The sequence below is a fragment of the Streptomyces sp. NPDC051677 genome (assembly GCF_044453465.1).
GTDB lineage: Bacteria > Actinomycetota > Actinomycetes > Streptomycetales > Streptomycetaceae > Streptomyces.
Genome location: NZ_JBITCT010000036.1, coordinates 91,849 through 118,673, shown reverse-complemented (window position 1 = coordinate 118,673; position 26,825 = coordinate 91,849). Strand labels below are relative to the sequence as shown.

The window sequence follows — 26,825 nt, the reverse complement described above, 5'->3', positions numbered from 1 at the left end:
CGGGCATCTTGCCGTCCTTCACCCACCGCCACGCGGTCTGGTAGCTCACGCCCTGCTGGCGTGCCCACTCCGAAAGCTTCACGAGACCACAGTATGCGAAATGGATGACTAGAGGTGACTATGAATGACTAGAAAATCAGTAGCAGCTTTCACCCCTCCAGAGCCTCGGCGATCCCGACGGCGAGGGTGTGCACGGTCGGCATCGGCAGCGGGCCGGCCGTGGCCAGGACGTACTGCAGCGAGGGGCCGGGGACGTATTCGGTGGCCAGCCAGGGCGGGCTGCCCTCCGGGTGGGCGTCGACGACGGACGCGGTGTGGAACCCGCCGACCTTGCGCACGGCCGCGATCTCCTTCTTGAACCGGTCGCGGAACGTCGGGTCGTCGACGTAGTCGTCCTGGATCACCTTGACCGCCACCAGCCGCTCGCCGGGAGAGCGCCCGAGGAAGACCGTGCCCATGCCGCCGTGGCCGAGGCGGGCGGTGAGCCGGTAGCGGCCGAGGGTTCGGGGGTCGCCTGGGCGCAGGGGCTTGTGGGTGGAGCGGAGGTCGGGGAAGGGCCGCTGGGGCGGAGTGTCCCGCTCCGACTCCGTGTTCCCGGCAAGGATCTCGGCCACCTCGCGGTCCGACTGCGCCTTCAGCTTCGCGGCCTGCCGCTCACCCTCGGCCTTCAGGATGGTGGCCTGCCGGATGCCTTCGGCGGTGATGATCGCGGCGCGCTTGTCGCGGTCGGCGCGCATCTGCTTCTCCATCGAGTCCTGGATGGAGATGGGCGGTTCGATCGCCTTGAGCACGACACGGTTGACGTGGATGCCCCACCTGCCGGTGGCCTCGTCGAGGACGCCGAACAAAGCCGAGTTGATCAGCTCGCGGGAGGCCAGGGTCTGCTCCAGGTCCATGCCGCCGACGATGTTGCGGAGCGCGGTGACGCTGAGCTGCTCGATGGCCTGGATGTAGCTGGCGACCTCGTAGGTCGCGGCCCGCGCGTCGGTCACGCGGTAGTAGACGACGGTGTCGATGCTGGCCACCAGGTTGTCCTGGGTGATCACCGGCTGCGGCGGGAACGGCACGACCTGCTCGCGCATGTCGATGCGGTTGCGGATGCTGTCGATGAACGGGATCACGATGTTGATGCCGGGTGCCAGCGTCCGCGTGTAGCGGCCGTACCGCTCGACGACGGCGGTGCTGGCCTGCGGGATGACCCGGAAGCTCGCGATCGCCCAGCCGAGACTGAGCACCCCGAGGACGATCGACACGATCAAGACCGGCTGCAAGGCGACTCCCCCCTGTCCCCTCGGGTTATCCCCGACCTCAGGCCACCCTACGCAGCGTTGCCGACGCTGGCAGAGTGTTCGCATGGATCAGTCACAGGAACGCGCCTGGCTCGCCACCGCCGTCGAGGAGGCCCGCGCCGGGCTCGCCGAGGGCGGCATCCCGATCGGGGCCGCGCTCTACGGCCCGGACGGCGTCCTGCTGGGCCGCGGCCACAACCGCCGCGTTCAGGACGGCGACCCCTCGATGCACGCGGAGACGGCCGCGTTCCGCGCGGCGGGGCGACAGCGCACGTACCGCGGCACGACGATGGTGACGACCCTGTCCCCCTGCTGGTACTGCTCCGGACTGGTCCGCCAGTTCGGCATCTCACGTGTCGTGATCGGCGAGGCGGTCACCTTCCACGGCGGCCACGACTGGCTGGCGGAACACGGCGTCGAGATCGTGCTCCTGGACGATGCCGGGTGCGTCGCGATGATGCGCGACTTCATCGAGACCCACCCGGCCCTGTGGAACGAGGACATCGGTGAGTGAGCCCCAGGCCCCCCAGCCCCCGGCTCCTCAGACCCCGGCTCCTCAGACCCCGGCTCCTCAGACCCCGGCTCCTCAGACCCCGGCTCCTCAGACCCCGGCTCCTCAGACCCCGGCTCCCCAGCCCCCGGCTCCTCAGACCCCGGCTCCCCAGCCCCCGGCTCCTCAGACCCCGGCTCCCCATGCCCCGGCCCCCCATGCCCCCCGACCGCCCCGCATCCCGACCGTCGACCTGCGCCCCTGGCTGGACGGCGACCCCGACGCCCGCGCCGCTATCGCCCGCACCGTCGACGACGCCCTGCAGACCGCCGGGTTCCTGCTGGTCACCGGCCACGGAGTGGACCCCGCGCTGCGCGACCGCATCCGGGCGGCCGCGCGGGCGTTCTTCGTCCTGCCCGCCGAGGTCAAGCAGCCGTACGCCGCGAAGGTCGGCGGACGCGGCTGGCTCGGGCCCGGCGCGGAGGCCAACGGCTACTCCGAGGGGACGCAGACACCCCCGGACCTGAAGGAGTCCCTCACCTTCGCCACGCACGAGCCCTTCGACGATCCGGTCGTCAACGCGGAGTGGTACGCGCCCAACGTGTGGCCGACGGAGGCGCCGGAGCTTCGGGCGCTCTGCGAGGAGTACCTGGACCGGATGGCCGCGCTGGAGAAGCAGCTGCTCTCGCTGCTCGGCGAGGCCCTCGGTCTCGAACCGGACTTCTTCTCCCGGCACATGGACCACCCCACCTACGGCTTCAACATCAACTGGTACCCGGGCACGGAGGTCGTCGGCGAGCCGCAGCCGGGCCAGTTCCGCATCGGCCCCCACACCGACTTCGGGACGGTCACGATCCTCGACCGCCAGGCCGGCAAGGGCGGGCTCCAGGTGTGGACGGACGCGGGCGGCTGGGAGGACGCCCCCTTCGACCCGGCCGCCTTCACGATCAACATCGGTGACCTGTTGGCCCGTTGGACCGGCGACCGCTGGCGTTCGGGACGGCACCGCGTCCTGCCCCCGCCCGCCGACGCGCCCGCCGAGGAGCTGATGTCCCTCGTCTACTTCGGCGAGTGCACCCCGGGGACGATCGTGGAGTCCGTGCCGGCGCCGGTCGGCCGTGTGACGTACGAGCCGGTCGACTCGCACGTGTACCTGCGCGAGAAGCTGGACTCGATCGCGGTGGACTGACGTCCGCGACGTACCGCGCGGGGCCGGTCTCGTCGAGCAGCGCGAAGCGCGACGAGGGGCCCCGGCGGGTCGACCGGCTGCGCGCCCGTCCGCCCGTGCGGGCATCGGCTGCCCCGATGGGCCCATCGGCGGGACGCCCCACTGGCCCGTGGACCGGCCTGCCCGCCCGCTCCTACCTTCGGGGCATGACCTCACAGAACACGGGCTCACAGAACACGGGCTCACAGAACACGGGTTCACAGAACACGGGCTCACAGAACACGGGCTCGGAGAGCAAGGGCACGGCCCAGCTCACGGCCGCGATGGTGCTCTCCGGCACCCTCGGCGTCTTCGTCGTCGAGTCGGGGGCCTCGCCCTTCAACGTCGTCTTCTTCCGCGTCCTGTTCGGGGCCCTGGCGCTGGGGACGTACGTCGTGTCCCGCGGCTGGCTGCGCGACCACGGCTTCACGCCCCGCACCCTCGGACTCGCCGTCCTCGGCGGTGTGTTCATCGTCTTCAACTGGGTCTTCCTCTTCCAGTCGTACGAGAACACGTCGATCTCCGTCGCCACCGTCGTCTACCACACGCAGCCGTTCTACGTGGTGCTGCTGGGAGCCCTGCTCTTCCGCGAGCGGCTCACCGCCGCCAAGGTCGGCTGGATCGTCGTCGCCTTCGCGGGCCTGATCCTCGTCTCGGGCGTCAGGCCGTCCGACTTCACGAGCGGCGGAACGTATCTGACGGGCGTCGGGCAGGCCCTCCTCGCCGCGCTCCTCTACGGCCTGTCCACCCTGGTCACCAAGCGAATCACCGGCGTGCGCCCGCACCTGATCGCCCTCGTCCAGGTCCTCGTCGGCATCCCCCTCCTGCTCCCCTTCGCCGACTTCGGCGCGATGCGCGGGACCGGCGCGGACTGGGGCTGGCTGGTCGGGCTGGGGGTCGTCCACACCGGCCTGATGTACGTCCTGATGTACGCCGCCTACGCCCAGCTGCCGACCGCGAAGATCGCCGTCCTCGCCTTCACCTACCCGGCGGTCGCGATGGTCATGGACTGGCTGGTGTACGGCCACCACATCGGCCTCGTCCAGGCGCTCGGCGTCCCGCTGATCGTGACGGCGAGCCTCAAGGTCACCCTTGCTCGGCCACGAGCCGCCGCGCCTGTTCGAGGAACAGCCGGGCATGCGCCGGAAGCCGCTTCCCGGCCCGCCACGCCAACTGCGTGCGAAGCGTGAACGGCGGCTCCCAGGCCAGCCGCAGCAGCGTCCCCTCCGCGAGTTCGGCGGCGACCGTCACCTCGGGCAGCAGCGAGATCCCGAGGCCGGCGGCCGCCGCGCGTTTCGTGGCCTCGATCGTGCCGAACTCCATGAACTGCACTTCGGGATCGGCGGACTTGAGTTCCCGCTCGAACAAGTCGCGGTAGGCGCACCCCGGTTCGGTGGCGAGGAGCGGTTGCCGTACGAGGTCGGCGGTCGACGGCTCCTTCCCCGCCAGGGCGTTTCCCGGCGAGGCGACGAGGGCGAGCGGCTCCACCGCCAGCACCTCCGCCTCCAGCCCGGCGTGCTCGGTCTCGGCCTCCATCAGGAATCCGAGGTCGTACGTCCCCTGCCGCAGCGCCTGCCGGGTCTCGTCCCCGAGGGTGGGGCGCAGCGAGAGGCGGACCTTCGGGTAGCGGTGGTGGAAGAGTTCGAGGAGCGGGGGCAGCCGGTAGGAGGTCAGCGACTCCATGGTGCCGACGGCGAGCGCGCCGGAGGGCTCCTGCGGGCCGGTGACCGCGACGCGCGCCTCCTCGGCCAGCTCCCGCATCTGCCGGGCGTAGGGCAGCAGCCGCTCGCCCGCCTCGGTGAGCCGGATACGGCTGCCGAGCCGGTCGAAGAGCTCGACGCCGAGGGAGTCCTCCAGGGCGCGGATCTGGCTGGTCACGCTGGACTGGGCGTAGTTCAGCTCGGCCGCGGCCCGGGTGAAGCTCAGGATGGCGGAGACCTTCTCGAAGGTGGCCAGCAGCCGCAGTTCCATCAGCTGTCCTTGGGGTCCTCCCCGGACTCGCGGCGCTTCAGCTCCTCCTCGCGGCGGCGCAGGTCGGCCTCCCAGTCCTTGAGGAGCTTCTCGTCCTTGTTGTTCTCGTCCTTGAGGGACTTGAGGAACTCGGGGTTGTCGTCCGGCGCGACGAACTCCGTGCGGTGGCTGCGGTGCCACTCCGACGGAGTGGACCCGCCGGCCGGGGCGTGCCGCACCTTCCCGGCCACCAGCCAGGCGATCGGACCGACGAGCACCTCGCCGAAGAGCAGGATGATGATGACCCACACCACCTTCGGCAGCCCCCGCACCTCCTCCTCGGGGGTGTTCAGGCAGTCGATGAAGGCATAGATCCACAGCGCCAGGACCAGCAGGAACGGCAGATACCTGAGCATGGTGGTGGGATCTCCCAGAAGACGGCGGCGGGGCGCTGGACAGCCCCGGTGACGGGGCCAGGGTAGCGGGTGGCCGCTGTGCCATCCCGGGGACGACCCCGGGGCCCCCGGCGGAAAAGCAGGGGGCGGGCGTCAGGACAAAGCGGGCCCTCGGTGATACTGGGACACATGGCTTACGACGATCTTCGTTCCCTGCTCAGGGCACTGGAACGCGAAGGCGACCTCAAGCGCGTCAAGGCCGAGGTCGATCCGTATCTGGAGGTCGGGGAGATCGTCGACCGGGTCCAGAAGTCCGGTGGCCCGGCGCTGCTCTTCGAGAACGTGAAGGGGTCGTCGATGCCCCTCGCGATGAACGTCTTCGGGACCGACCGGCGACTGCTCAAGTCCCTCGGGCTGAAGTCGTACGAGGACATCTCCGACAAGATCGGCGGGCTGCTGCGCCCGGAGCTGCCCCAGGGATTCGTCGGCGTGCGCGAGGCGTTCGGCAAGCTCGGCGCGATGACGCACGTACCGCCGAAGAAGGTGAAGGGCGGGGACGCTCCCGTCCAGGAGGTCGTCCTGTTCGGCGACGACGTCGACCTCGACGCCCTGCCCGCCCTGTTCACCTGGCCGCAGGACGGCGGCTCCTTCTTCAACCTGGGCCTCACCCACACCAAGGACCCGGAGTCGGGGATCCGCAACCTCGGCCTGTACCGCCTCCAGCGCCACGACAAGCGCACGATCGGCATGCACTGGCAGATCCACAAGGACAGCCGCAACCACTACCAGGTCGCCGCGCGCAAGGGCGAGAAGCTCCCCGTCGCGATCGCCTTCGGCTGCCCGCCCGCCGTCACCTACGCCTCCACCGCCCCGCTCCCCGGTGACATCGACGAGTACCTCTTCGCCGGGTTCATCGCGGGCAAGCGGATCGAGATGGTCGACTGCAAGACCGTCCCGCTCCAGGTTCCGGCGCAGGCGGAGGTCGTGATCGAGGGCTGGCTGGAGCCGGGCGAGATGCTCCCGGAGGGCCCCTTCGGCGACCACACCGGCTTCTACACCCCGCAGGAGCCGTTCCCGGCCCTGAAGATCGACTGCGTGACGATGCGGAAGCGGCCGCTGCTCCAGTCGATCGTCGTCGGCCGGCCCCCGACGGAGGACGGACCGCTGGGCCGAGCCACGGAGCGTTTCTTCCTGCCGCTCCTGAAGATCATCGTCCCGGACATCGTGGACTACCACCTGCCCGAGTCCGGCGGCTTCCACAACTGCGCGATCGTCTCGATCGACAAGAAGTACCCCAAGCACGCGCAGAAGGTCATGCACGCGGTCTGGGGCGCTCACATGATGTCGCTGACCAAGCTGATCGTGGTCGTCGACTCCGACTGTGACGTCCACGACCTGCACGAGGTCGCCTGGCGGGCGCTCGGCAACACGGACTACGCCCGCGACCTGTCGATCGTCGAAGGCCCCGTCGATCACCTGGACCACGCCTCCTACCAGCAGTTCTGGGGCGGCAAGGCGGGCATCGACGCCACGAAGAAGTGGCCTGAGGAGGGCTACACCCGCGACGGCGGCTGGCCGGAGATGGTGCTGTCCGACCCGGAGACAGCCGAACGGGTGACGCGACGCTGGAAGGAATACGGACTGTGAGAGTCACGGTGAGGACGGAGCGCGGCAGCGCGGCGGCGGGGCTTCTCCGCCGCCGTGGAGACGATCCGGTCGGCCGCCGCCGTGGAGACGATCCGGTCGGCCGCCGCCGTGGAGACGATCCGGTCGGCCGCCGCCGGACGGACCGGACGGGGTCGGGCCTGTGAGCGCCTCCGCCGCCGCGATTCCCCAGCCCGGCAGGGCCCGTGCCTTTCTGCGCCTGGTGATGATCGAGCACTCGATCTTCGCGCTGCCCTTCGCCTACATCGCCGCGCTGACCGCGATGTTCCAGAAGGACGGCAACATCCACTGGGGCAGGCTGCTGCTGGTCACCGTCTGCATGGTGGGCCTGCGCACCTTCGCCATGGCGGTCAACCGGATCATCGACCGCGAGATCGACGCCCGCAACCCGCGCACGGCCCACCGTGAGCTGGTGACCGGCGCGATGTCGGTCAGGCACGCCTGGACGGGCGCGTTGATCGCCGTCGCCGTGTTCCTCGGCTCGGCGGCCATGCTCAACCCCCTCTGTCTGGCCCTCGCCCCCGTCGCGGTCATCCCGATGGTGGTGTACCCGTACGGCAAGCGGTTCACGAACTTCCCGCAGGCCATCCTGGGCCTCGCCCAGGCCATGGGCCCGATCGGCGGCTGGCTGGCGATCACCGGCGAGTGGTCGTGGGACGCGGTGATCCTCGGCCTGGCGGTCGGCGTCTGGATCGGCGGCTTCGACCTGATCTACGCCTGCCAGGACGTCGAGACCGACCGCGAGATCGGCGTCATGTCGGTTCCGGCCCGCTTCGGCATCCCGGCGGCGGTCTGGGGGGCGCGCGCCTGCCACGCGATCACGACGGCCCTGTTCGTCTGGTACGCCCTCGCCACCGACGCCGGCGCGTTCTTCTGGCTCGGACTGCTGATCGTGGCGGGCGCGTTCGGCTACGAGCACACCATCGTGCGGCCCCACGACCTGTCCCGCTTGAACAGGGCGTTCTTCAGCGTCAACGGTTTCATCGGCATTGCCCTGTTCGTGTGTGCGTTGCTGGATCTCCTGGTTCGGGGTCTGAGCGTCTGAATACGGTGCGGCCTACCATCGGGAGCAGGACCCCAGGGAGGCCGCCGTGACCGTCTCGGACCTTGACCGCCTGCACTCACAGCTCAGCAAGCTGGAGGACATGTTCCCCGGCTATCTGACGGAGATTGTCGAGGGCAGCATCGTGATGAATCCGGTCAGGCCGGCACACGGGAAGACCATCCAGCGGGTCTGGACGATCGTGGAGGGCCAGTTGCCGCCCGGGTGGGCGCTGGTGAGCGACGTGGCCTTCCCCTTCGACGACGACAACGAGTTCTGTCCGGACCTGGCGGTCATTCCGGCCGAGGCCGAGGCCGAGAACCGCAGCGAGTACTCGCCCGACCTGATCGAGTTCGTCGCCGAAGTGGTGTCCCCCAGCAGCATCCGCCGGGACTACGAGGTCAAGCCCCGCTGGTACGCCTCCCGGGGGATCGCCAACTACCTGGTCCTGGACCCGCTCGAAGGCCACGTCGTCACGATGTGGAACCCCGGTCCCGACGGCTACCTGGGGCGTGACACCCTCCCGTACGGACGCGAACTGACCGTTGACTCCTCCCTGGGCAAGCTGATGATCCCCACCAAGGCGCTGCCCGTCGCTCCGAACACGGTCGGCCGGTCCTGAAGACCTTTCCGCCCACCGGTACGCTCAAGGTGTGAACGCAGGAGAAACGCAGCGCGTGCCTTGGATCGTGGGGGTGTCCGGGGCGTCCGGTACGCCCTATGCCGCCGCCGTGCTGCGTGCGCTGCTCGCCGCGGGGGAGAGCGTGGACCTGGTGGTCAGCCGGGCCTCGCGGCTCACGCTGCTCGACGAGACCGGGATCTCCTTCCGGGACGCGCACTGGCGGGACGACCTGCGGGAATGGCTGACGCGGGGGGCCGACGGCAAGCCGGGCACGTTCGAGGTCGACGTCGAGGCCGGCGTCGAGACCGGCGTCGAGGCCGTGCGGTACTGGAGTGCGGGGGACCTCGCGGCGGGGCCTTCGTCGGGGTCGTATCCCGCGAAGGGGATGCTGATCGTGCCCGCCTCCACCGCCTGCGTCGCCGGTGTCGCCCTCGGCCTGTCGAAGGATCTCCTCCAGCGCGCGGCGAGCGTCACGCTCAAGGAGCGCCGGGCGCTCGTCGTCGCCGTGCGGGAGACCCCGTTGAACGGGCAGACGCTGCGGCATCTGGTCGCTCTCGACGACGCCGGCGCGAGCGTCGTGCCGGCCTCGCCCGCCTTCTACGCGGGCGCCACCCACATCCAGGACCTGGTCGACTTCGTCGCCGGGCGGGTCCTCGACGCGGCGGGGGTCGCGCACGGGCTGTACCGCCGGTGGGACGGCGAGCTGGGCGCGGTCCGGGACACCTGAGCACGCCGTACGTCGTGGCACCTCTCATCTCTTCAGGAACTTTGACCGGAAGGCTTCGATTCGCATGGACGCGGTGGACAGGCAGCTCATCCAGGCCCTGAGGGAGAACGGCCGGGCCTCTTACGCGGAGTTGGGGCGCCTCGTCGGACTGTCGGGACCCAGTGTCACCGACCGCATCAACCGGCTGGAGGCGGCCGGCGTCATCACCGGCTACCGCGCCACGGTGAACGCCGCGCAGCTCGGTCTCGGCGTCACCGCCCTCATCGGCATCTCCCTTTCCGACGCCGCCGACCACGAGGACGTGGCGAACCGGATGAAGGACCTCGGCGAGATCGAGGACTGCTGGTTCATCGCCGGCGACGACTCGTTCATGCTCAAGGTGCGGGCGAACGACGTGGACGGCCTGGAGAAGATCATCCGACGGCTGTCGGGAACGAAGGGCGTCTCCCGGACCCGTACGACCATCGTGCTCTCCACGAAGTGGGAGAACCGGGTCGGAGAGCTGCCGGAAGAGGTCTGAGGCAGCGGTCGAAGTCCGAAGGCGTACGGTTTAACAGGTCTGTCTGCGGATCTGTCTGCGGATCTGTCAAGGAGAGGGTTGATCATGGACGTCGGGCTCAAGCGCGAGCTGGAGGAGAAGGTCAGGGCCGGTGAGCGGCTGACCCGTGAGGACGGCATCGCGCTGTACGAGTCGGACGACCTGGCCTGGCTGGGCGGTCTCGCGCACGAGGTGCGGACGCGGAAGAACGGCGACGTCGTCCACTTCAACGTCAACCGGCACCTCAACATGACCAACGTGTGCACGGCGTCCTGCGCCTACTGCTCGTTCCAGCGCAAGCCGGGCGAGAAGGACGCGTACACGATGCGCATCGAGGAGGCGGTGAAGCTCGCCAAGGCGATGGAGGGCGAGAACCTCACCGAGCTGCACATCGTCAACGGCCTGCACCCGAACCTGCCGTGGCGCTACTACCCGCGCTCGCTGCGGGAGTTGAAGGCGGCCCTCCCGAACGTCTCGCTGAAGGCCTTCACGGCGACGGAGATCCACCACTTCGAGACGATCTCCGGTCTGTCGGCGTCCGAGATCCTCGACGAGCTCATCGACGCGGGCCTTGAGTCCCTCACCGGCGGCGGCGCGGAGATCTTCGACTGGGAGGTCCGTCAGCGCATCGTGGACCACCGCACGCACTGGGAGGACTGGTCGCGGATCCACCGCCTGGCGCACGAGAAGGGTCTGAAGACCCCGTGCACCATGCTGTACGGCCACATCGAGGAGCCGCGGCACCGGGTCGACCACGTCCTGCGCCTGCGTGAGCTGCAGGACGAGACGAACGGCTTCCAGGTCTTCATCCCGCTCCGCTACCAGCACGACTTCGTGGACATGAAGGACGGGAAGGTCCGCAACCGCCTTCAGTCGCGGACGCAGATGGCCACGGGCGCGGAGGCGCTCAAGACCTTCGCGGTCTCCCGGCTGCTGTTCGACAACGTCCCGCACGTCAAGGTCTTCTGGGTCATGCACGGCGTGCAGACCGCGCAGCTCGCGCTCCAGCACGGCGCCGACGACATGGACGGCTCGGTCGTCGAGTACAAGATCACGCACGACGCCGACAACTACGGCACCCCGAACAAGCTCACCCGCGAGGACCTCCTCGACCTCATCCGCGACGCGGGCTTCCGCCCGGTGGAGCGGAACACGCGCTACGAGATCATCCGCGAGTACGACGGCCCGGACCCGCTGCGGCGGGAGTCTCCTCAGCCGATGCGGGTGTGAGGTCGCCTGACGTTGCTGTGGGCGTGACGAGCCCCCACCGACCCGCAGACGACATGGGTCCGAGGCCATACGGCGGGTACTCGGGCCCCATGGCGACCACCCGAGCTCCTGAGGACGCCTACACCGCAGAACCCTTCCTCCCGGACGGGCCCCGCGGCCTTCCCGCCCTGCGCCGGGCCGCCGCGCAATGCCGGGGCTGTCCCCTGCACAGGGACGCCACCCAGACGGTCTTCGGCGCGGGCAACGTGCACGCGCGCGTGATGCTCGTGGGTGAGCAACCCGGCGACCAGGAGGACCGCCAGGGCAAGCCCTTCGTGGGCCCCGCGGGGAAGCTGCTCGACCGAGCCCTCGAAGAAGCCGGTATCGACCCGGCGGACGCGTACGTCACCAACGCGGTCAAGCACTTCAAGTTCACGCAGGCCGAACCCCGTAAACGCCGTATCCACAAGGCGCCGAACCTCCGGGAGACGACGGCGTGCGCGCCCTGGCTCGCCGCCGAGCTCGCCGCCGTCGAGCCCGAGCTGATCGTGGTGCTGGGCGCGACGGCCGGGAAGGCGCTGCTGGGGTCGTCGTTCCGGGTGGGGCAGGTGCGCGGGACGGTCCTGGAGGAGGAGATCCACGGCCGCCGCGAGCGGCTGGTGCCCACGGTCCACCCCTCGTCCGTGCTGCGCGCCGACGACCGCGAGGCGGCCTTCCAGGGTCTGGTCCAGGATCTGAGAGCGGCGGCCCGCATCTTGTCGTAAGGGCTACGATCCCAGGGTGTCGCTTACCTTCACCCTCGACCCCGCCCTCACCCCTGCCCTGCGCGACGGCGTCCTCGACCTGTGGACGGACGTCTCCAACGCGGGCGGAGCCGTCGGCTTCGTGCCGCCGGTCGAGCGCGAGACGGTGCGGCCGGAGCTGGTCCGGCACCTCGTGTCCATGGTCGAGGGGCGGATGCGGCTGCTCGTCGGGCGCGACGAGGCCGGCGAGGTGGCCGCGACCGCGTTCTTCTCCTTCAACTCGCACCGGCTGAAGACCCACTGGGTCTGGCTGTACACGGTGATGGTCCACCCCAGGCACCAGGGCAAGGGCTACGGACGTGACCTCCTGGAGGCCGCCGAGGACGCCGCCCGCGGCTTCGAGGGCGTCGAGGCGATCCAGCTCACCTGCCGCGGCGGGCTGGGCCTGGAGCGCTTCTACGGCTCCTGCGGCTACAAGGAGGTCGGCCGGGTGCCCGGCGCCATCAGGGTCGCGCCGGGGGACGACCGGGACGACGTCACCATGCTGCTGCCGCTGACGTGAGGCCGCGCCTCTGACGCCGCGGGGGCGGCTGCAAGATCCGGAGTCCGGCGTGCTTCACTGGACGCTGGCCCCTTTTGGAAACGGAAGAGTGGATTGACATGCTCCGCTACACACTGATGCGCCTCGGTGTCTTCGCCGGCTGCCTCGTGGTCGTCTGGGGTCTCGTCTACTCGGGCGTCATCCCGCGCGGCCTCGGCGACTCCAACATCATGTGGGTCGTCCTGCTCTCGCTGGTGATCTCCGCGCCGATCAGCTTCGTGGTGCTGCGCAAGGAGCGCGACCGCGCCTCGGTGACGGTCGTGGAGCGCGTCGACCGCATGAAGGCCAACCTGGAGGCCAACCGGTCCCAGGAGGACGCCACGGTCGACGAGGCCACTCGCCCCCAGGGCCAGACGCAGGGACAGACGCAGGGCCAGACGCAGGGCCAGGCGCAGACCTCCTAGCGGCTTGACTGCCGGCCGCTCGTCCGGGGTCGGGTCCGGCCTGGCCCAACTACTCTGTGCTCATGGGTGCCGTGAAGACCAAGCGGATGCCGCGTGCGGTCCGTGAGCAGCAGATGCTGGACGCCGCCGTGGAGACCTTCGGCCGCCGGGGGTACATGGCCGCGTCGATGGACGAGATCGCCGAACTCGCGGGCGTGTCCAAGCCGTTGGTGTACCTGTACCTCAACTCCAAGGAAGACCTCTTCACCGCGTGCATCCGCCGCGAGGCCAAGGCGCTCGTCGAGGCGGTCCGCACCGGCGTCCGCACCGACGTGCCCGCCGATCGCCAACTCTGGGACGGACTGCGGGCGTTCTTCGCGCACACCGCGCAGCACCCGCACGCCTGGTCCGTGCTGCACCTCCAGGCCCGCACGCACGGCGAGCCGTTCGCGGGCGAGGTCGCGGCGATGCGCGAGGAGATCGTCGCGTTCGTGACGCAGCTGATCCTGGTCGCGGCCCGGGACGCCCACCGCGACCCCGACCTGCCGGAACGCGAGGTCGCCGGCCTGGCCGAGGCCCTGGTCGGCGCCGCGGAGTCCCTCGCCGCCTGGGCCAACACCACCGACGGCACCTCGGCCCGCCAGGCAGCGGCGACGCTGATGAACTTCGCGTGGGCGGGCCTGGGCAACCTGATGGAAGGCCGCTCGTGGACGCCGCCGGAGGCCGCGGTCGGCGCATGACATCTGTCATGCTCACCGCTGGACGCGAGGCACTGGGACGCCCCTGCCCGCCACCCCTAGCGTCTTCCCCATGACGAAGCCCGGCAAGGACCAGACGCAGAAGACCGACATCCAGATCAGCCTCATCGGCGGTCACCGGCTGGACGGCGCCACCCTCCACGAGCGGACCCTCACCGTCTCCCTCGTCGGCGGCGCCGACGTCGACCTGACCGACGTGGAGATCCCGGACGGCGCCGAGCTGCGGATCACCAAGCTGAGCCTGATCGGCGGCGTCAGCCTGAAGGTCCGCCCCGACGTCCAGGTAGACGTCCGAGGCATACGCCTCGGCGGCGTCAAGGACCCGGGCCCCACCGAGCCCGACGGCCCCACAGTCCGCATCGACGCCTGGGGCCTCCTGGGGGGCGTCACGGTCGTCCGGGGTTAGGACCTGTCGCACCGGACGTCCGGCGTCACAGGACGAGCGAGGCCGTCTCGGCGACTTCACGGCCGTCGTACCTGGTGAGCAGGGACCGGAGGTTCGCGAGCGCCCGCGCCTGCCGGGCGGCGTCCACGCCGCACTGCCGGACAGCCTCCGCCCATTCCTCGTCGGAGCCCGTCGCGGCAGCGAGACGCTGGAGGCCGGAACATCCGGCGGTGCGGCGGTGAAGAGCGGAGTGCAGCGCCGGCCAGCGGGTGACGATCTCGGCCAGTATCACCAGCCGACATCCGTGTTCGATACGGTCGGCTTCCACCGACGCGGCATGCACGTTCATGGTCATGCGCACGTACAGCTGCCAGACGTTGATCAGTCGCTTGGCATCGCGTATCGAGCGGTCCGGCTGCTCGGCGAGACGCTGCCTCAGGAACGCACGGATCCTCGGGTGCTGCTCGAAAGTGCGCCACGCGATGACGTCGACCGGAGAAGGCGCCGCGCCTCGGCGCGTGCGGGCAGCCGTCGGCTGTGCGGATCCGGGTGCAGGCGGCGCCCCAGGCGCGACGGGTCCAGGAGACCGGCCGGGGGACAACGCGGTAGAGGGGGCTACGAGTGCGGGAGCCGGCGCTGCGGGCACGGCGGCCGCCCCGGTGACTACGTCGATGAACCGCTCCAGCCCCTGGTCACCGATATACGGGAGCGGCACGGGAAGCTGGCTCAGCTTGCGGAGAAAGGCCCAGCCGATGCTGGGGTCGTCCGCCAGCGAGCCCGCACTCGGGTTTTCCGGGTCTCCGTACAGTTGGTCCAGATGCGTCGCTATGACGTTGGGATCCATGCCGACGACGAAGCGAACCTGTACACGACTGCCGGCCAGTCCGGAGAGGAAGAGGTTGACCGCCTCGATCACCTCTGCCGTCGTCGCTGCCTGGCAACGGTCCAAGTCGTCGATGAAGACCACGAATTCGTATCCGGATTCGGCGATGTCCGAGAGGACCCGCATCACGTCGTGTTGCCACAGATAGAGCGATCCCTTGTCGGCCTGGCTCAGAGGGTCTGCGGACGCCTCCGCCGAGCCCGACACACTGCGGTCGGGCTCGTATCGGCTCATCGCCTGGATCGGTCCCCGGAATATCGCTTCGGGCATGAAGGTCACGGCCCAGCCGCGCCAGTAACGCACCCAGGTGTGCACGATGCCCGCCACCAGGAAGGCCAGGGGCAGCGTGAGGGCCAGGACCGAACTGTTGATCTTCTGACCCAGGAGCGAGACAGAGCCGTTGAACTGCAGCAACGCGATGGCCAGGGGAAGGGCGACTGCCAGAAGGGAGGCGCCCAGAAGGGGTGAGGCTGTCGACTTACGGACGGCGCGCAGGACCCTGTAGTTGTCCATGCGCTTCAGATTGAGCTTCAGCCAGTAACGCTCGCGGTGTGCGTCCGTAGGATAGAGAACGGGAGCAGCCGCTTCGATGACGGTCTGAGCGAGGCCGGCCCATACCTGTTCACCGGATTGGTGCGCCCACGGGTTGAACCAGGCGGTCGCGTACCTTCGTTGACCAGTGCCGGGTTCCCGTGTGATGCGGCCCTCATCGGTGTCCGATTCGGGATTGCGCCGCAGCATGCGCACGACTTCGCGAACCGTGAGCCGTTGGGGTGTTCGTCCCGTACGGTCGTTCCGTCCGTCGGTCTGTGTCTCCAGGGAGTTGCGGACCAGATGCATCATCGTGCTTTTCCCGGACCCCCACGGGCCCTCCAGGGTGATGACTGCCGGACCGGCGAGCCCCCCGTCCGCAGACTGCCCTTGAGAAGAAGCCGCGTGGTCGGCGGACTTGATCTGACCGACGATCGCCGACGCCAGGGCTGCTCGGTCCAGCAGGTCGGTGCCGGCTGGTGCATCAGACACACCCCAGATGGAGATGGCGCCTACTTCGACCGTCCGCAGGGAGATCCCTTGCTCCGGATCCCAAAGGCGGATGGTGCCGTCATCGCCTCCGGAGGCCAGGCGTATCGAGCCGTCCGCTCTATGCCACGCGACCATGGTCCGGATCCCCGAGGTGTGGCCCGACAGCGGACGCCCGACAGCCCGCCGCGACAGCGCGTCCCATACATGGATGCCGCCGGCGCCGCCGGAGGCGATCCGGATCCGACCGTCACTGTTCGTCCAGCAGGCCAGGCCGCGTATCGCGGAGTCCTCTGCCTGGAACGGCTCCCCGACGCGGGTACCTCCTACTGGATCCCACACCGTGACCAGGCCGTCGAAGCTGCCGGCGGCCACTCTGGGCCCGTGTTCCGCGTCGACCCAGCTGCACAGGGACCAGATTCCCTGTGTGGCCGTCTCGATGGCGCCGACCAGTTCCCCGGTCTCACCGTCCCAGATCCGAATGACGTGGTCGGTGCCGGCGGAGGCGACTCGCCGTTTTCCCTCGGGATCGACCCAATGGGTGATGGCGAGCAGTCCGCCGTTGTGAACGACGCGCCTTACACCGACTTCGTCTCCAGGCGTGCTCAGCAGCCGAAATGCCGAGTCGTCGCCCACTGAGGCCACGCGTAGCCGACCGTCCGCTCCGGACCAGCACGTCATGGCGGAGACCGAGGCCGTGTGCGCCTGCAGGGCCTCCGAGAGCGGAGTGCAGTCCGCCGGGTTCCAGACCTTGATCGTCCCGTCCAGGCTGCCGGAGAGCAAACGGTAGCCACCCTCGGCACGTCCGGCGGTCAGGGCCCAGACTCCTGGGCCATGCCGGGTGTCGGACGCGGAGACGAGTGTCCCTGAGTCCGGATTCCACACCCGGACCAGACCGTCGAGACCCGCCGACGCGAGGCGGGTTTCCTCATCGGATTCCTGCCAGCTGGCCAACGCCCAGATAGCGGCGACATGCCCCGAGTTGATTTCTCTGACCAGCGAACCGTCTGAACGGTTCCAGATCCTGATGAACCCGTCCGTGCTTGCCGAGGCGATTCGTGAGATGTCGCTGCCTGGGACCTGCCATTGTTGCAGATCCGAGATCGGACTCAGGCCCGAGGGAATCACTTGCCGTCGTGTGCGGGTCGCTACATCCCAAATCTGTATTTCGCCGTTCGTGTTCCCGGAAGCTACTTGCCTTTCCCCGTTTATCTCCGAGAGGCGGCACAGAGACCAGATGGGCGAGTCGGTGATTCCGGGATTCCAGTCGAGTGTTTGAAACTCGGGAGGGTCCCATTGCTTGATCCTGCCGTCCTCGCCGCCCGACAGGAGGGCGAGGTCGTCGTCGTTCGCGATCCAGAGCAGGCATTCGGTCGGTGCGGAATGGCCCTGGAACGCGCGTGTCACCGGGGACATGGTCCCGACGTCCCACACCCCCACGGTCCCTGCGTCCGTCCCCGCCGCCAGATACCTCTTTCCATCCGCCTGGCGGGCGGACGCCAGGGATATGACCGACGGACCGGAGTCCGGCCAGGGAGCCCAGAGCACGACCTTTCGGACTGGGTCCCAGACGTGGACGCTTCCGTCGTAACTTCCCGTGGCCAGTCGCAGAGCCCCGGACTCACTCCAGAGAGTCATCGACATGACCCCGCCCGCGTGCTGGGACGGGAAGGAGTCGACCTGCTCCCCCGACTTCGGATCCCACACGCACACGAGTCCGTCGCTGCCGGAGGAGAAGATGAGCGTTCCGTTGTCGTCCGTCCAGCTGGCCAGTTTCCGAACCGCCGCGCTGTGACCTATCAGCGGCTCGCACAAAGGCGCACCGCTTTCTGCGTCCCAAATCCTGACGTCACCGTCCGACCCGCCCGAGGCGAGAAATGTCTGTCCCTCGCTGTCCTGCCAGGAAGTCAGTGCATAGATTCCGCCGGTCTGCGTCGGAAGCCATGAATCCGAGTCGGGTGTTCCATTACTGGTCATGCCCCCGCCTGTGCCAGAAATGTGGATAGCGCCGAGATGCGTGAGACTGCTCTACCCTCGGTATGAGATCTCTAATCAGCGGGCAGTTTGCAGGGGAGCCGGCAGCGAGTTCACGGGCGGGTCACTAGGTGAGCGGGTCGACCCTGCCGCTCACATGCACCCGGGCCGCCTCCCCCGCCCCGTCTCCCGTGCCGCGGAGTTCGAAGCGGGCGCCGTCTGCCATGAAGGTGACCGTGCTGGGGAGTGGTACCGGGGCCCGGAACTGTGCGCGTACGTGTACCGCCTGGGGGGTGCCGTGGGCGGCGAGGCAGCGGGCGACGGTCCACATGCCGTGGGCTATGGCGCGGCGGAAGCCGAAGAGGCGGGCGGTGAGGGCGTGCAGGTGGATGGGGTTGCGGTCACCGGAGGCGGCGCCGTAGCGCCGGCCGACGTCGGCGGCGAGCCGCCACTCGTCGAGCACGGGGAGCGAGCCGGGTTCCGGCTCCCTCGCAGCGGGCGCGGCCTCGGTTTCCCGCGGGGCGGGCGCGGCCTCGGTTTCCCGCGGGGCGGGCGCGGCCTCGGTGCGGTGCCGGGCCAGATAGGTGCTCGTGGACTCCCACACGACCCGGCCGGCGTTCCGCAGCTCGGTGACGACGACCGCCTCCGTGCCCCGTCGGTGCGGGGCCAACCGGTCGACGTACACGGTGAGTTCGTACGTCCCCGTGGCCGGCAGGGCCGTGTGGCGGGTGATGCCGATCGAGGTGTGGACGAGGCCGAGCAGCGGGAGGGGGAAGTCCCGGCGGCTCATGAGGCTCATGGCCAGGGGGAAGCCCAGGACGTGGGGATAGGTGAGCGGCAGCGAGTCCTCGCCGGTCGGGAAGGCGCAGACCCGTTCGTACGCGGCGAGGCGGGACAGGTCGACGCGCAGGCCCGGCAGGACCAGGCGGTCGCCGAGGCCCGGGAACGCAACGCCCGGCCGGGGCCGCTTGAAGGGCGAGCGCAGGGCGCCGAGGGCGAGCAGCGGGCCCAGGGAGGGCGCGCCGGACAGGACGGTGGTCACCGTGGCCACTACGCCCCCAGGAGGCTCTGGCCGCACACCCGCACGACCTGCCCGTTCACCGCGCCGGAGGCGGGCTGCGCGAGCCACGCCGTCGTCTCGGCGACGTCGACGGGCAGCCCGCCTTGCGCGAGGGAGTTCATCCGGCGGCCCGCCTCGCGGATGAACAGCGGCACCGCGGCCGTCATCTTCGTCTCGATGAACCCCGGCGCCACCGCGTTCACCGTGACCCCGTGCCCGGCGAGCGCGCGCGGTGCGAGGGCCCGGACCAGACCGGCGACGCCCGCCTTGCTCGCGCCGTAGTTCGTCTGCCCCGCGTTGCCCGCGAGTCCGGCGATGGAGGCGGTCGCCACGATCCGCCCGCCCGGCCGCAGGGCGCCCTTGGCGAGCAGCGCGTCCGTCGTGCGCAGCACGCTCGCCAGATTGACGTCCAGGACGGAACTCCACCGCTCCGCAGGCATGTTGACCAGCCGCCGGTCCCGGGTGATCCCCGCGTTGTGGACCAACACGTCCAGCCCGTCGGGGAGTTCGGCGGCGATCCGCTCGCCCGCGTCGGCGGCCGTGATGTCGAGCGCGAGGGCGGTGCCGCCCAGCCGCGCGGCGACCCGACGGGCGTCCTCCTCGGCCTGCGGCACGTCCAGGACGACGACATGGGCGCCGTCCCGGGCGAGGGTCTCGGCGACCGCCTCGCCGATGCCGCGGGCGGCGCCGGTGACGAGCGCGGTACGGCCGGCGAGGGGGCGCGACCAGTCGTCGGACCCCTCGGACCCGTCGGACCTCTCGGACCTCTCGGGCCCCTCGGAGGTCACCGCGATCACCTGGCCGCTGACGTACGCGGACTTGGGGGAGAGGAGGAAGCGCAGGGTGGACTCGGCGGCGGCCGCGTCGCCGCCCAGCCGGACGAGGTTCACGGTCCGCCCGCGCCCGATCTCCTTGCCGAGCGACCGCACGAACCCCTCCAGGGCCTGCTGTACGGCCGCCTGATGGTGGTCCTCGGGGTCGAGAGGCGCGCCGAGCACCACCACCCGCCCGCTCGCCGCGACCGACCGCACCACCGGGTGCAGGGCCGCGTGCACCTCGGCGAGCGAGTCGACGTCCCGGACGCCGGTCGCGTCGAGCACGACGGCGGCGGGGTCGGCGGCGGGGTCGGCGGCGGCGAGCGGCAGACCGGTGCGGGAAAGGACGGCCGCAAGATCGCCGACGATGGTCTTGCCCGCCGTAAGGTGAGCCAAGCCGCCGGTGAGAGAGGGACGTTCGGGCGAGAAGCGGCTGAGCGCCGCCGGCTGCGGGAGCCCGAGTCGCCGGGTGAGGAAGCGGCCGGGTGCGGTGGCGGTGAAGCTCAGATAGCGGTCGGCCATGTGCGTCTCGTCTCCCACGGGCTCGGCACGGCGGAAATATGCTTACTCCGGAGTAAGGTTACCGGGGGTAAGTCTAGGTCAAGGGTGAGGAGCAGGTCGAGAATGAGTCCCCTGGAGCTGGTGCGCGAAGACGCCCCGAAGCCCCCGGTCGAGCCCCCGCGCGCCCGTCGCGTCGCGATCGTCGGCGGCGCCCGCATCCCCTTCGCCCGCTCCGACGGCCCCTACGCCACCGCCTCCAACCAGGAGATGCTGACGGCGGCCGTGAACGGGCTGGCGAACCGGTACGCGCTCGACGTCCCGGGCGTGGTGGGCGAGTTGGTCGCCGGCGCCGTCCTCAAGCACAGCCGTGACTTCAACCTGGCCCGTGAGACAGTCCTCGGCTCGAAGCTCGACGCCCGCACCCCCGCCTACGACATCCAGCAGGCCTGCGGCACCGGACTCCAGGCCGTGATCGCCGCCGCCAACAAGATCGCCCTCGGTCAGACCGAGTCCGCGATCGCGGGCGGCGCCGACACCGCCAGCGACGCCCCCCTCGGCGTCAACGACCGCCTGCGCCGCATCCTGCTGGAGGCGCGCCGGGCGAAGTCGACGGGGGCCCGCCTCAAGGCGCTCGCGCAGATCCGCCCCTCCCATCTGATCCCCGACATCCCGCGCAACGCCGAACCGCGCACCGGCCTGTCCATGGGCGAGCACGCGGCGGTCACCGCCCGCGCCTGGGGCATCGAGCGCGAGGCCCAGGACGAACTGGCGGCCACCAGTCACCAGCGGCTCGCCGCCGCGTACGAGCGGGGCTTCTTCGGCGACCTGGTCGTCCCGTTCCGCGACCTGGCCCGCGACCAGAACCTGCGCCCGGACTCGACGGCCGAGCAACTCGCCCGCCTGAAGCCGGTGTTCGGCACGGACGGTCCCGATCCGACCATGACGGCGGGCAATTCGACCCCGCTGACGGACGGCGCGGCCGTGGTCCTCCTCGCCTCCGAGGAGTGGGCCGAGGCGCGGGGCCTGGAGCCGCTCGCCTATCTGACCGCGTACGAGACGGCGGCCGTCGACTTCGTGCACGGCGACGTCGCCGACGGTCAGGACCGGACAGGCGGGAACGGATCCGGCGGGAACGGATCCGGCGGGAACGGATCCGGCGGGAACGGATCCGGCGGGGACGGGTTGCTGATGGCCCCCGCGTACGCCGTCCCCCGCATGCTGCAGCGAACCGGGCTGGGCATCGAGGACTTCGACCTCTTCGAGGTCCACGAGGCCTTCGCCTCCCAGGTGTTGGCGACCCTCGCGGCCTGGGAGAAGCAGGGTCTCGCACCCGTCGACCGCGACCGGCTGAACGTCGTCGGCTCCTCCCTCGCGACCGGCCACCCCTTCGCGGCGACCGGGGCCCGTATCGTCGCGACGCTGGCCAAGCTGCTCGCCGAACGGGACGGCCCGGCACGGGGATTGATCTCGATCTGCGCGGCGGGCGGACAGGGAGTGACCGCGATCCTGGAACGAACGTGAAGATTCCTCATATAACCGCCGAGATTGCACATCCCTAGCCCTGGAACATCCCGGAACACGCACAAGCCCCACACGTGCACGCCGTACGATCCCCTACCTAACCGGTGGTAACCCCTGCCTTAAACGGCCTTAGGAGCTCTTAGGGCCTCTTAAAGTCCGTTAGGGGGCATGCCGGTTGAACGCCTCGGTGCGCGAAGCACGTACGTCATGCAGCAAGCAGTTTTTGTCGCTGCACGCTCAGGGAGCCGCCCGTGTCCACCCCGTACTCAGCCGCCGGCTCGGCATACGTCTCCGCCGAATTCGACGCTCCCCCCGCCCTCGTGGAACCCGAGACGCGACGACTGGACGGCGCCGTACGGGAAGCCTCCGTGCCCGCGTTCGCCCGCCCGGTGACCTACGGCTCGCTCGCCGACCTGCCCTACGACAACGCGGCCGCCGCTCCCCGCACGGTGGTCGTCAGCCGCAAGGACAAGGACGGAGAGTGGACGGACATCACGGCCGAGCGCTTCGCCGCCCAGGTCCACGCGGTGGCCAAGGGGCTGATAGCGGAGGGGCTGGTGCCCGGCGACCGGCTCGCCATCATGGCCCGCACGACGTACGAGTGGACGCTGCTCGACTTCGCGGCCTGGGCGGCGGGCCTGGTCACCGTGCCCATCTACCCGACGTCCTCCGTCTTCCAGACCCGCTGGATCCTTCAGGACTCCGGCGCGGCCGCCCTCGTCACCGAGACCGTCGGCCAGGCGGCCGCCCTGGGCCCCGAACTCGACCGGCTGCCCGACCTCCATCACCTCTGGGTCATGGAGAAGGGGCACGTGGACCGGCTGATCGAGGCGGGCGAGCACGTCCCGGACGCCGAGGTCGAGATCCGCCGGGGGATGCTCGTCCCCGACACCCTCTGCACCCTCATCTACACCTCCGGCACCACCGGCCGCCCCAAAGGCTGCGCGCTCACCCACGGCAACTTCTTCGCCGAGGTCGACAACGCGATCGAACTCCTCTACCCGGTCTTCAAATCGAAGGGCGACGACGTCTCCGTCCTTCTTTTCCTCCCCATGTCCCACGTCTTCGGCCGGATGGTCGCCATCGCCTGCATCCGCGCCCGCGTCCGCCTCGGCCACGCGCCCAGCCTGAAGTCCGACGATCTCCTGCCGGACCTGGCGGCCTTCAGACCCACCTGTCTCCTCGCCATCCCGTACATGCTGGAGAAGGTCTTCAACACCGCCCGCGCGAAGGCGGAGGCCGGCGGCCGGGTCTCCTCCTTCGACCGGGCGGTCGGCGTGGCCCGCCGCTACGGCGAGGCGGTCGAGGCGCAGAAGACCGGCTCCGGCTCCGGCCCGGCGGCCACCCTCCGCGCGGCCCGCACCTTCTACGACCCGCTCGTCTACCGTCGCATCCGCAACGCCATGGGCGGCCGGGTCCGGCACGCCATCTGCGGCGGCTCCCCGCTCGGCCGCCGCCTCTCCTCGTTCTACCTCGGCGCGGGCATCGAGATCTACGAGGGCTACGGCCTGACGGAGACGACGGCCGCGACGACGGTGACCCCGCCCCTGAAACCCCGCCTGGGAACGGTGGGTTGGCCCCTCCCGGGGACGAAGATCCGCATAGCGGCGGACGGCGAGATCCTCGTCGCGGGCGAGCACGTCCTGCGCGGCTACTGGGACCCGGCGGCCGGGGGAGTGGTCCCCGCCGCGCCCGACGGCTGGCTCGCGACCGGCGACATCGGCGAGCTCGACGACGAGGGCTATCTGACGATCACCGGCCGCAAGAAGGAGATGATCATCACGGCGGGCGGCAAGAGCGTCGCCCCCGCGCCCCTGGAGAACTGGCTGCGCTCCCACCCGCTGATCTCCCAGGCCATGGTTCTCGGCGACGACCGCCCCTACGTCTCCGCCCTCCTCACCCTCGACCCCGACGGCCTCACCCACTGGCGTCACATGAACGGCAAGCACCCCGTCCCGGCGGAGCTGCTGATCGACGACGAGGAGTTGAACGCCGTCCTTCAGCGCGCGGTCGACGAGGCCAACAAGCTGGTGTCCCGCCCGGAGTCGATCCGCCGCTTCGTCATCCTCCCCTCGGACTTCTCCGAGACGGCCGGCCACCTCACCCCCTCGATGAAACTCCGCCGCGAGACGATCATGCGGGACTTCGCGGACCAGGTGGAGGGCCTGTACGCGCGTCACTAAAGGGTTCGCGGACGGCCCCCGGACCAGGGAGTATGCCGCTCGTGAACGGCATGAGCGGCCTGAGCGGCATGAGCGGCATCGAGTTCTTCCACTATCCCTGGGACGACCACCCGACCGCCCTCGTCTGGGGCGTCCGGGTCGACGGCACGGACCTGCGCGCGCTGGCGGCCCGGGCGACCCGCGAACTGTGGCGGCCGGAACTGGAGGACCAGTTCGAGGAGGAGGAACAGGAGCGGGAGTCGGCCGAGCTGATCTGGCGTCAGCACGACGGTCTGGGCGTCCTCGACTTCACCGGGAACCACTTCCTGGACGCGGCCGACCGGACTCCCCTCCTCGGCTGCCCCTGCGGCATCTGGCAGTGCTGGGCGCTGCTGGCCCGTATCGGGACGACCTCCACGACGGTCACCTGGTCCGCCTTCCACCAGCCCGAACGCGAGGAGTGGGGCGAGCTGCCGATCGGCCCGTTCGCCTTCGAGCGGACGGCGTACGAGACGGCGCTGAGGAACCCTCCGGTACTGCGGGAGGACCCGTTGGGACCGCCTTCATTCTGAGGTTCTAGGCGGTAGCGGTGAGCGCTTAAAGATCAAGAATTGTTACTTCCGGTTAGCCGTTGACGGAATCATGACAGGTACTTTAATGTTCATGCTCAACCCCCCATAAGGAGGCGGCCTGACCGTTCGCCTCCTTTTTTGTGCAAGGAGTTCCGCAATGAGCGACCTTGTTACGTTCGACATTCCCGAGCATGTGACCGGCTTAGCCGAGGACATAGAACTCGGGCGGCGAATGGTGAAATCCTGGCAACGGGACGGCATCTACCAGGTGGCCATGAAACCCGCCCAGGAAACCGTCGTGGCCAACGCCTACGCGGCAAGCAGGAAGTTCTTCACTCTTCCGCTCGCCGAGAAATCCGGATTCGTCAGCGATCTCTCCTACAGTGGCTATGTCGCCTCCGGCGAGGAGGTGACCGACGGCGTCCAGGACGGCTCGGAGATCTTCACGGTCACCAAGGACGTCCCCCTCGACGATCCCCGGGTCGCCGAGAACTGGCCCTGCCACGGACCGGTGCCCTGGCCGAGCCAGCACTACCGGCACGCCGTCAACGCCTACATGGACCAGTCCGGCAGCCTCGGCCACCGGATCCTCCAGCTCACGGCCCTTGGTCTGGGCCAGGACATCGACGCGCTGACCCGTCTCACCGACGACGGCTGGCACCACATGCGGGTGCTCCGCTTCCCGTCCGCGTCCGACACGAGCGACCGGGGCATCGGCGCGCACACCGACTACGGACTCCTCGTCATCGCCACGCAGGACGAGGTCGGCCAGGCCCTGTACATCCGGCCCCCGATCGAGGGTGAGAGCCGCAACCGCAACTGGCTGCCCGAGGAGAGCGCGGCCGGCGTCTTCCAGGACGACGACCGCTGGACCTACGTGAAACCGGTGCCGAGCACATTCACCGTGTTCCCGGGCGACCTGCTCCAGTTCATCACCGGAGGGGAACTCCTCTCCACTCCGCATAAGGTGAAACTCGCCGACAAGGAACGGTACGCGTTCGCGTACTTCCACGAGCCGAGTTTCCAGGCGGTGGCGCGTCCGCTGGGTTCAGCGGATGCGGGGGACGAGGAATCCCTCCACTACGGCAGCCACTTCACCAACATGTTCCTGCGGTGTTATCCGGACCGGGTCACGACCCGGCGAATTCACGCAGAGGACAGGCTGTCGGTGCTTTCGAAACTCCGTGAGAAGGCGACCGCGTAGGAAAGGAATTCCCCCCACGGGGAAGCGGACGAGAAGGTGAGGTGAGGGCCGGTGGGTGTCTTGGAGTCGCGGACGTGGACGGTGTCCGGGCAGACAGCGACTTCGAGGCAGTCGCCGCCCTCGCCGCCGCTGTACGTCGACTTGCGCCAGGTGTAGGCGGCTTCGAGGCATTCGCCGCCGCCGCCGCTGCTGTAGCTGGACTTGAACCAGTCGAGGTCGGGGCTGTTCACAACTCCTCCAGCTTTTTCTCGATCAACGCCCGGGTTTCCAGGGGCGTGAGCGCCATCGCTCGGATCATCCCATAGCGGTCAACGATCTTCCGGACTTCTTCGGCGTCGGTGATCAGACGAGGAAACTCCTGGATCTCCGTGTACGCGACCTGCGGATGCCTCGGAGGGGTCAGGAGGTTGAACGCGCCGTCCATGTTGGGGTGGAAGTCGACGTTCGTCGGCATCACCTGGATCTCCACGTTCCGCAGGACGCTTAAGCGCAACAGCTGCTTCATCTGGGCCTCATGGACGGCGCGGCCTCCGATCGCCCTGTCCACGACGACTTCTTCCAGTACGAAGCTGCACATTGGAGGGGGCCACCTGTCGAAGACCTGCTGACGGGAGAGCCGGTCGGCGATGCGCTTCTCGATGGTCTCCTCGCTGAGCAGCGGCCGTCGCTGGGAGAACACCACCCGCGTGTGCTCCTCGTGCTGGAGGAGGCCTGGCACTCCCTGGTTGGCGTAGAAGTGCAGCTCCCGCGCCTCCGCCTCCAACGCGGCGTAACTCCGGTACCACTCCGGATGCCGCGTCCGAACCTTGCTCATCGCCTCGCGGACCTCGGGGATCGCGTCCTTGAGCAGGCCTCCCGCGTCGAGTAGGTCGTCCGCCTGCTCCAGGACCTGGGGGCGGATGGTCCGGACCCCGCGCTCCATCGAGGAGATGGCATCGGGGCCGTACCCCACCATCTGCCCGAACTCCTTCTGTGTCAGCCCCCTCCGTTCCCGCAGCCGCTTCATCATCTTGCCGAGGGCGGTGAACAGCCCCGTCGTCCCGTCGGCCTCCGCCGGTGTCTCCGGCCTGCGCTCATCCGTCACTCACGCCACCGCCTTCACGTCTCCC

The 26,825-nt window shown here is 69.6% G+C and carries 26 protein-coding genes and 1 pseudogene; 18 read left to right on the top strand and 9 right to left on the bottom strand.

Annotation, left to right across the window (positions count from 1 at the left end; translation table 11 throughout):
- Positions 1–149: 149 nt before the first annotated feature.
- Positions 150–1,271, bottom strand: a complete 1,122-nt coding sequence (locus ACIBAF_RS33940; RefSeq protein ID WP_399468037.1) for an SPFH domain-containing protein — start codon at positions 1,269–1,271, stop codon at positions 150–152.
- Between the two features lie 82 nt (positions 1,272–1,353).
- On the opposite strand from ACIBAF_RS33940, the gene ACIBAF_RS33935 reads away from it, so the two are divergent.
- The 3 genes from ACIBAF_RS33935 to ACIBAF_RS33925 all read left to right on the top strand — a co-directional run bounded on the left by ACIBAF_RS33935 (position 1,354) and on the right by ACIBAF_RS33925 (position 4,176).
- A complete protein-coding gene (locus ACIBAF_RS33935) occupies positions 1,354–1,803 on the top strand; it encodes a nucleoside deaminase (protein ID WP_399468036.1) in 450 nt (149 codons plus the stop codon).
- 214 nt (positions 1,804–2,017) lie between these two features.
- Entirely contained in the window at positions 2,018–2,968 is a 951-nt protein-coding gene (locus ACIBAF_RS33930; protein ID WP_399468045.1) for an isopenicillin N synthase family dioxygenase, read from the top strand.
- A 185-nt stretch (positions 2,969–3,153) separates the two neighbouring features.
- On the top strand, positions 3,154–4,176 hold the full coding sequence (locus ACIBAF_RS33925; protein ID WP_399468035.1) for an EamA family transporter: 1,023 nt from the start codon (positions 3,154–3,156) through the stop codon (positions 4,174–4,176).
- On the opposite strand, the gene ACIBAF_RS33920 is transcribed toward ACIBAF_RS33925, so the two are convergent.
- Positions 4,073–4,957, bottom strand: coding sequence for a LysR family transcriptional regulator (locus ACIBAF_RS33920; protein ID WP_399468034.1), 885 nt, complete (start codon positions 4,955–4,957; stop codon positions 4,073–4,075). The two genes, ACIBAF_RS33925 and ACIBAF_RS33920, sit on opposite strands and share 104 nt — an antisense overlap.
- Complete coding sequence (locus ACIBAF_RS33915) at positions 4,957–5,352, bottom strand: PLD nuclease N-terminal domain-containing protein (protein WP_399468033.1); 396 nt, start codon at positions 5,350–5,352, stop codon at positions 4,957–4,959. Before ACIBAF_RS33915 ends, ACIBAF_RS33920 begins: the two co-directional genes overlap by 1 nt.
- Positions 5,353–5,520: 168 nt before the next feature.
- On the opposite strand from ACIBAF_RS33915, the gene ACIBAF_RS33910 reads away from it, so the two are divergent.
- The 11 genes from ACIBAF_RS33910 to ACIBAF_RS33860 all read left to right on the top strand — a co-directional run bounded on the left by ACIBAF_RS33910 (position 5,521) and on the right by ACIBAF_RS33860 (position 14,025).
- Positions 5,521–6,978 carry a menaquinone biosynthesis decarboxylase gene (locus ACIBAF_RS33910; protein WP_399468032.1) on the top strand — a complete coding sequence of 486 codons (1,458 nt, stop codon included), beginning with the start codon at positions 5,521–5,523 and terminating at the stop codon, positions 6,976–6,978.
- A gap of 160 nt (positions 6,979–7,138) precedes the next feature.
- The gene (gene mqnP / locus ACIBAF_RS33905) at positions 7,139–8,041 is read left to right on the top strand and encodes a menaquinone biosynthesis prenyltransferase MqnP (RefSeq protein WP_399468031.1); all 903 of its coding nucleotides are present in this window, start codon (positions 7,139–7,141) and stop codon (positions 8,039–8,041) included.
- Between the two features lie 46 nt (positions 8,042–8,087).
- Positions 8,088–8,660, top strand: coding sequence for a Uma2 family endonuclease (locus ACIBAF_RS33900; RefSeq protein ID WP_319334419.1), 573 nt, complete (start codon positions 8,088–8,090; stop codon positions 8,658–8,660).
- 55 nt (positions 8,661–8,715) lie between these two features.
- On the top strand, positions 8,716–9,387 hold the full coding sequence (locus tag ACIBAF_RS33895; RefSeq protein WP_399468044.1) for a UbiX family flavin prenyltransferase: 672 nt from the start codon (positions 8,716–8,718) through the stop codon (positions 9,385–9,387).
- A 64-nt stretch (positions 9,388–9,451) separates the two neighbouring features.
- Positions 9,452–9,907, top strand: a complete 456-nt coding sequence (locus tag ACIBAF_RS33890) for an Lrp/AsnC family transcriptional regulator (RefSeq protein WP_079660537.1) — start codon at positions 9,452–9,454, stop codon at positions 9,905–9,907.
- Between the two features lie 84 nt (positions 9,908–9,991).
- Positions 9,992–11,155, top strand: a complete 1,164-nt coding sequence (gene mqnE / locus ACIBAF_RS33885) for an aminofutalosine synthase MqnE (protein ID WP_399468030.1) — start codon at positions 9,992–9,994, stop codon at positions 11,153–11,155.
- A gap of 89 nt (positions 11,156–11,244) precedes the next feature.
- A complete protein-coding gene (locus ACIBAF_RS33880; RefSeq protein ID WP_399468029.1) occupies positions 11,245–11,898 on the top strand; it encodes a UdgX family uracil-DNA binding protein in 654 nt (217 codons plus the stop codon).
- Between the two features lie 16 nt (positions 11,899–11,914).
- Positions 11,915–12,439, top strand: coding sequence for a GNAT family N-acetyltransferase (locus ACIBAF_RS33875; protein ID WP_399468028.1), 525 nt, complete (start codon positions 11,915–11,917; stop codon positions 12,437–12,439).
- 98 nt (positions 12,440–12,537) lie between these two features.
- The gene (locus ACIBAF_RS33870; RefSeq protein WP_399468027.1) at positions 12,538–12,882 is read left to right on the top strand and encodes a DUF4229 domain-containing protein; all 345 of its coding nucleotides are present in this window, start codon (positions 12,538–12,540) and stop codon (positions 12,880–12,882) included.
- Between the two features lie 62 nt (positions 12,883–12,944).
- Positions 12,945–13,601, top strand: coding sequence for a TetR/AcrR family transcriptional regulator (locus tag ACIBAF_RS33865; protein WP_399468026.1), 657 nt, complete (start codon positions 12,945–12,947; stop codon positions 13,599–13,601).
- 70 nt (positions 13,602–13,671) lie between these two features.
- Positions 13,672–14,025 (top strand): hypothetical protein, encoded by a 354-nt coding sequence (locus ACIBAF_RS33860; RefSeq protein WP_399468025.1) that lies wholly within the window; start codon positions 13,672–13,674, stop codon positions 14,023–14,025.
- A gap of 25 nt (positions 14,026–14,050) precedes the next feature.
- Here the strand turns inward: ACIBAF_RS33860 and ACIBAF_RS33855 are convergent, their stop codons facing one another.
- The 4 genes and pseudogenes from ACIBAF_RS33855 to ACIBAF_RS33840 all read right to left on the bottom strand — a co-directional run bounded on the left by ACIBAF_RS33855 (position 14,051) and on the right by ACIBAF_RS33840 (position 20,278).
- A complete protein-coding gene (locus ACIBAF_RS33855) occupies positions 14,051–17,314 on the bottom strand; it encodes a P-loop NTPase fold protein (RefSeq protein ID WP_399468043.1) in 3,264 nt (1,087 codons plus the stop codon).
- 201 nt (positions 17,315–17,515) lie between these two features.
- Positions 17,516–17,884: pseudogene (locus ACIBAF_RS33850) on the bottom strand (hypothetical protein); the annotation flags it as partial.
- Between the two features lie 124 nt (positions 17,885–18,008).
- Complete coding sequence (locus ACIBAF_RS33845; RefSeq protein ID WP_399468024.1) at positions 18,009–18,923, bottom strand: MaoC family dehydratase; 915 nt, start codon at positions 18,921–18,923, stop codon at positions 18,009–18,011.
- A gap of 8 nt (positions 18,924–18,931) precedes the next feature.
- On the bottom strand, positions 18,932–20,278 hold the full coding sequence (locus tag ACIBAF_RS33840) for a 3-oxoacyl-ACP reductase (protein ID WP_399468023.1): 1,347 nt from the start codon (positions 20,276–20,278) through the stop codon (positions 18,932–18,934).
- Between the two features lie 102 nt (positions 20,279–20,380).
- Here ACIBAF_RS33840 and ACIBAF_RS33835 point away from each other — a divergent pair, with 102 nt between their 5' ends.
- The 4 genes from ACIBAF_RS33835 to ACIBAF_RS33820 all read left to right on the top strand — a co-directional run bounded on the left by ACIBAF_RS33835 (position 20,381) and on the right by ACIBAF_RS33820 (position 25,716).
- Complete coding sequence (locus ACIBAF_RS33835) at positions 20,381–21,778, top strand: acetyl-CoA C-acyltransferase (protein WP_399468022.1); 1,398 nt, start codon at positions 20,381–20,383, stop codon at positions 21,776–21,778.
- A gap of 251 nt (positions 21,779–22,029) precedes the next feature.
- Complete coding sequence (locus tag ACIBAF_RS33830; protein ID WP_399468021.1) at positions 22,030–23,961, top strand: AMP-dependent synthetase/ligase; 1,932 nt, start codon at positions 22,030–22,032, stop codon at positions 23,959–23,961.
- A 41-nt stretch (positions 23,962–24,002) separates the two neighbouring features.
- Positions 24,003–24,512 carry a hypothetical protein gene (locus tag ACIBAF_RS33825; protein ID WP_399468020.1) on the top strand — a complete coding sequence of 170 codons (510 nt, stop codon included), beginning with the start codon at positions 24,003–24,005 and terminating at the stop codon, positions 24,510–24,512.
- A 157-nt stretch (positions 24,513–24,669) separates the two neighbouring features.
- On the top strand, positions 24,670–25,716 hold the full coding sequence (locus ACIBAF_RS33820) for a 2-oxoglutarate and iron-dependent oxygenase domain-containing protein (protein WP_399468019.1): 1,047 nt from the start codon (positions 24,670–24,672) through the stop codon (positions 25,714–25,716).
- Here ACIBAF_RS33820 and ACIBAF_RS33815 read toward each other — a convergent pair.
- Entirely contained in the window at positions 25,659–25,946 is a 288-nt protein-coding gene (locus ACIBAF_RS33815) for a DUF397 domain-containing protein (RefSeq protein ID WP_399468018.1), read from the bottom strand. The two genes, ACIBAF_RS33820 and ACIBAF_RS33815, sit on opposite strands and share 58 nt — an antisense overlap.
- Positions 25,943–26,800 (bottom strand): helix-turn-helix domain-containing protein, encoded by an 858-nt coding sequence (locus tag ACIBAF_RS33810; protein ID WP_399468016.1) that lies wholly within the window; start codon positions 26,798–26,800, stop codon positions 25,943–25,945. Before ACIBAF_RS33810 ends, ACIBAF_RS33815 begins: the two co-directional genes overlap by 4 nt.
- Positions 26,801–26,825 lie beyond the last annotated feature (25 nt).

What these genes read in the sequence shown, in the direction of transcription:
- ACIBAF_RS33840 (WP_399468023.1), bottom strand. Translation starts at nt 20,278, where the DNA reads ATGGCCGACCGCTATCTGAGCTTCACCGCCACCGCACCCGGCCGCTTC.
- ACIBAF_RS33910 (WP_399468032.1), top strand. Translation starts at nt 5,521, where the DNA reads ATGGCTTACGACGATCTTCGTTCCCTGCTCAGGGCACTGGAACGCGAA.
- ACIBAF_RS33865 (WP_399468026.1), top strand. Translation starts at nt 12,945, where the DNA reads ATGGGTGCCGTGAAGACCAAGCGGATGCCGCGTGCGGTCCGTGAGCAG.
- mqnE (WP_399468030.1), top strand. Translation starts at nt 9,992, where the DNA reads ATGGACGTCGGGCTCAAGCGCGAGCTGGAGGAGAAGGTCAGGGCCGGT.
- ACIBAF_RS33820 (WP_399468019.1), top strand. Translation starts at nt 24,670, where the DNA reads ATGAGCGACCTTGTTACGTTCGACATTCCCGAGCATGTGACCGGCTTA.
- ACIBAF_RS33915 (WP_399468033.1), bottom strand. Translation starts at nt 5,352, where the DNA reads ATGCTCAGGTATCTGCCGTTCCTGCTGGTCCTGGCGCTGTGGATCTAT.
- ACIBAF_RS33880 (WP_399468029.1), top strand. Translation starts at nt 11,245, where the DNA reads ATGGCGACCACCCGAGCTCCTGAGGACGCCTACACCGCAGAACCCTTC.
- ACIBAF_RS33935 (WP_399468036.1), top strand. Translation starts at nt 1,354, where the DNA reads ATGGATCAGTCACAGGAACGCGCCTGGCTCGCCACCGCCGTCGAGGAG.
- ACIBAF_RS33870 (WP_399468027.1), top strand. Translation starts at nt 12,538, where the DNA reads ATGCTCCGCTACACACTGATGCGCCTCGGTGTCTTCGCCGGCTGCCTC.
- ACIBAF_RS33925 (WP_399468035.1), top strand. Translation starts at nt 3,154, where the DNA reads ATGACCTCACAGAACACGGGCTCACAGAACACGGGCTCACAGAACACG.
- ACIBAF_RS33890 (WP_079660537.1), top strand. Translation starts at nt 9,452, where the DNA reads ATGGACGCGGTGGACAGGCAGCTCATCCAGGCCCTGAGGGAGAACGGC.
- ACIBAF_RS33835 (WP_399468022.1), top strand. Translation starts at nt 20,381, where the DNA reads ATGAGTCCCCTGGAGCTGGTGCGCGAAGACGCCCCGAAGCCCCCGGTC.
- ACIBAF_RS33860 (WP_399468025.1), top strand. Translation starts at nt 13,672, where the DNA reads ATGACGAAGCCCGGCAAGGACCAGACGCAGAAGACCGACATCCAGATC.
- ACIBAF_RS33920 (WP_399468034.1), bottom strand. Translation starts at nt 4,957, where the DNA reads ATGGAACTGCGGCTGCTGGCCACCTTCGAGAAGGTCTCCGCCATCCTG.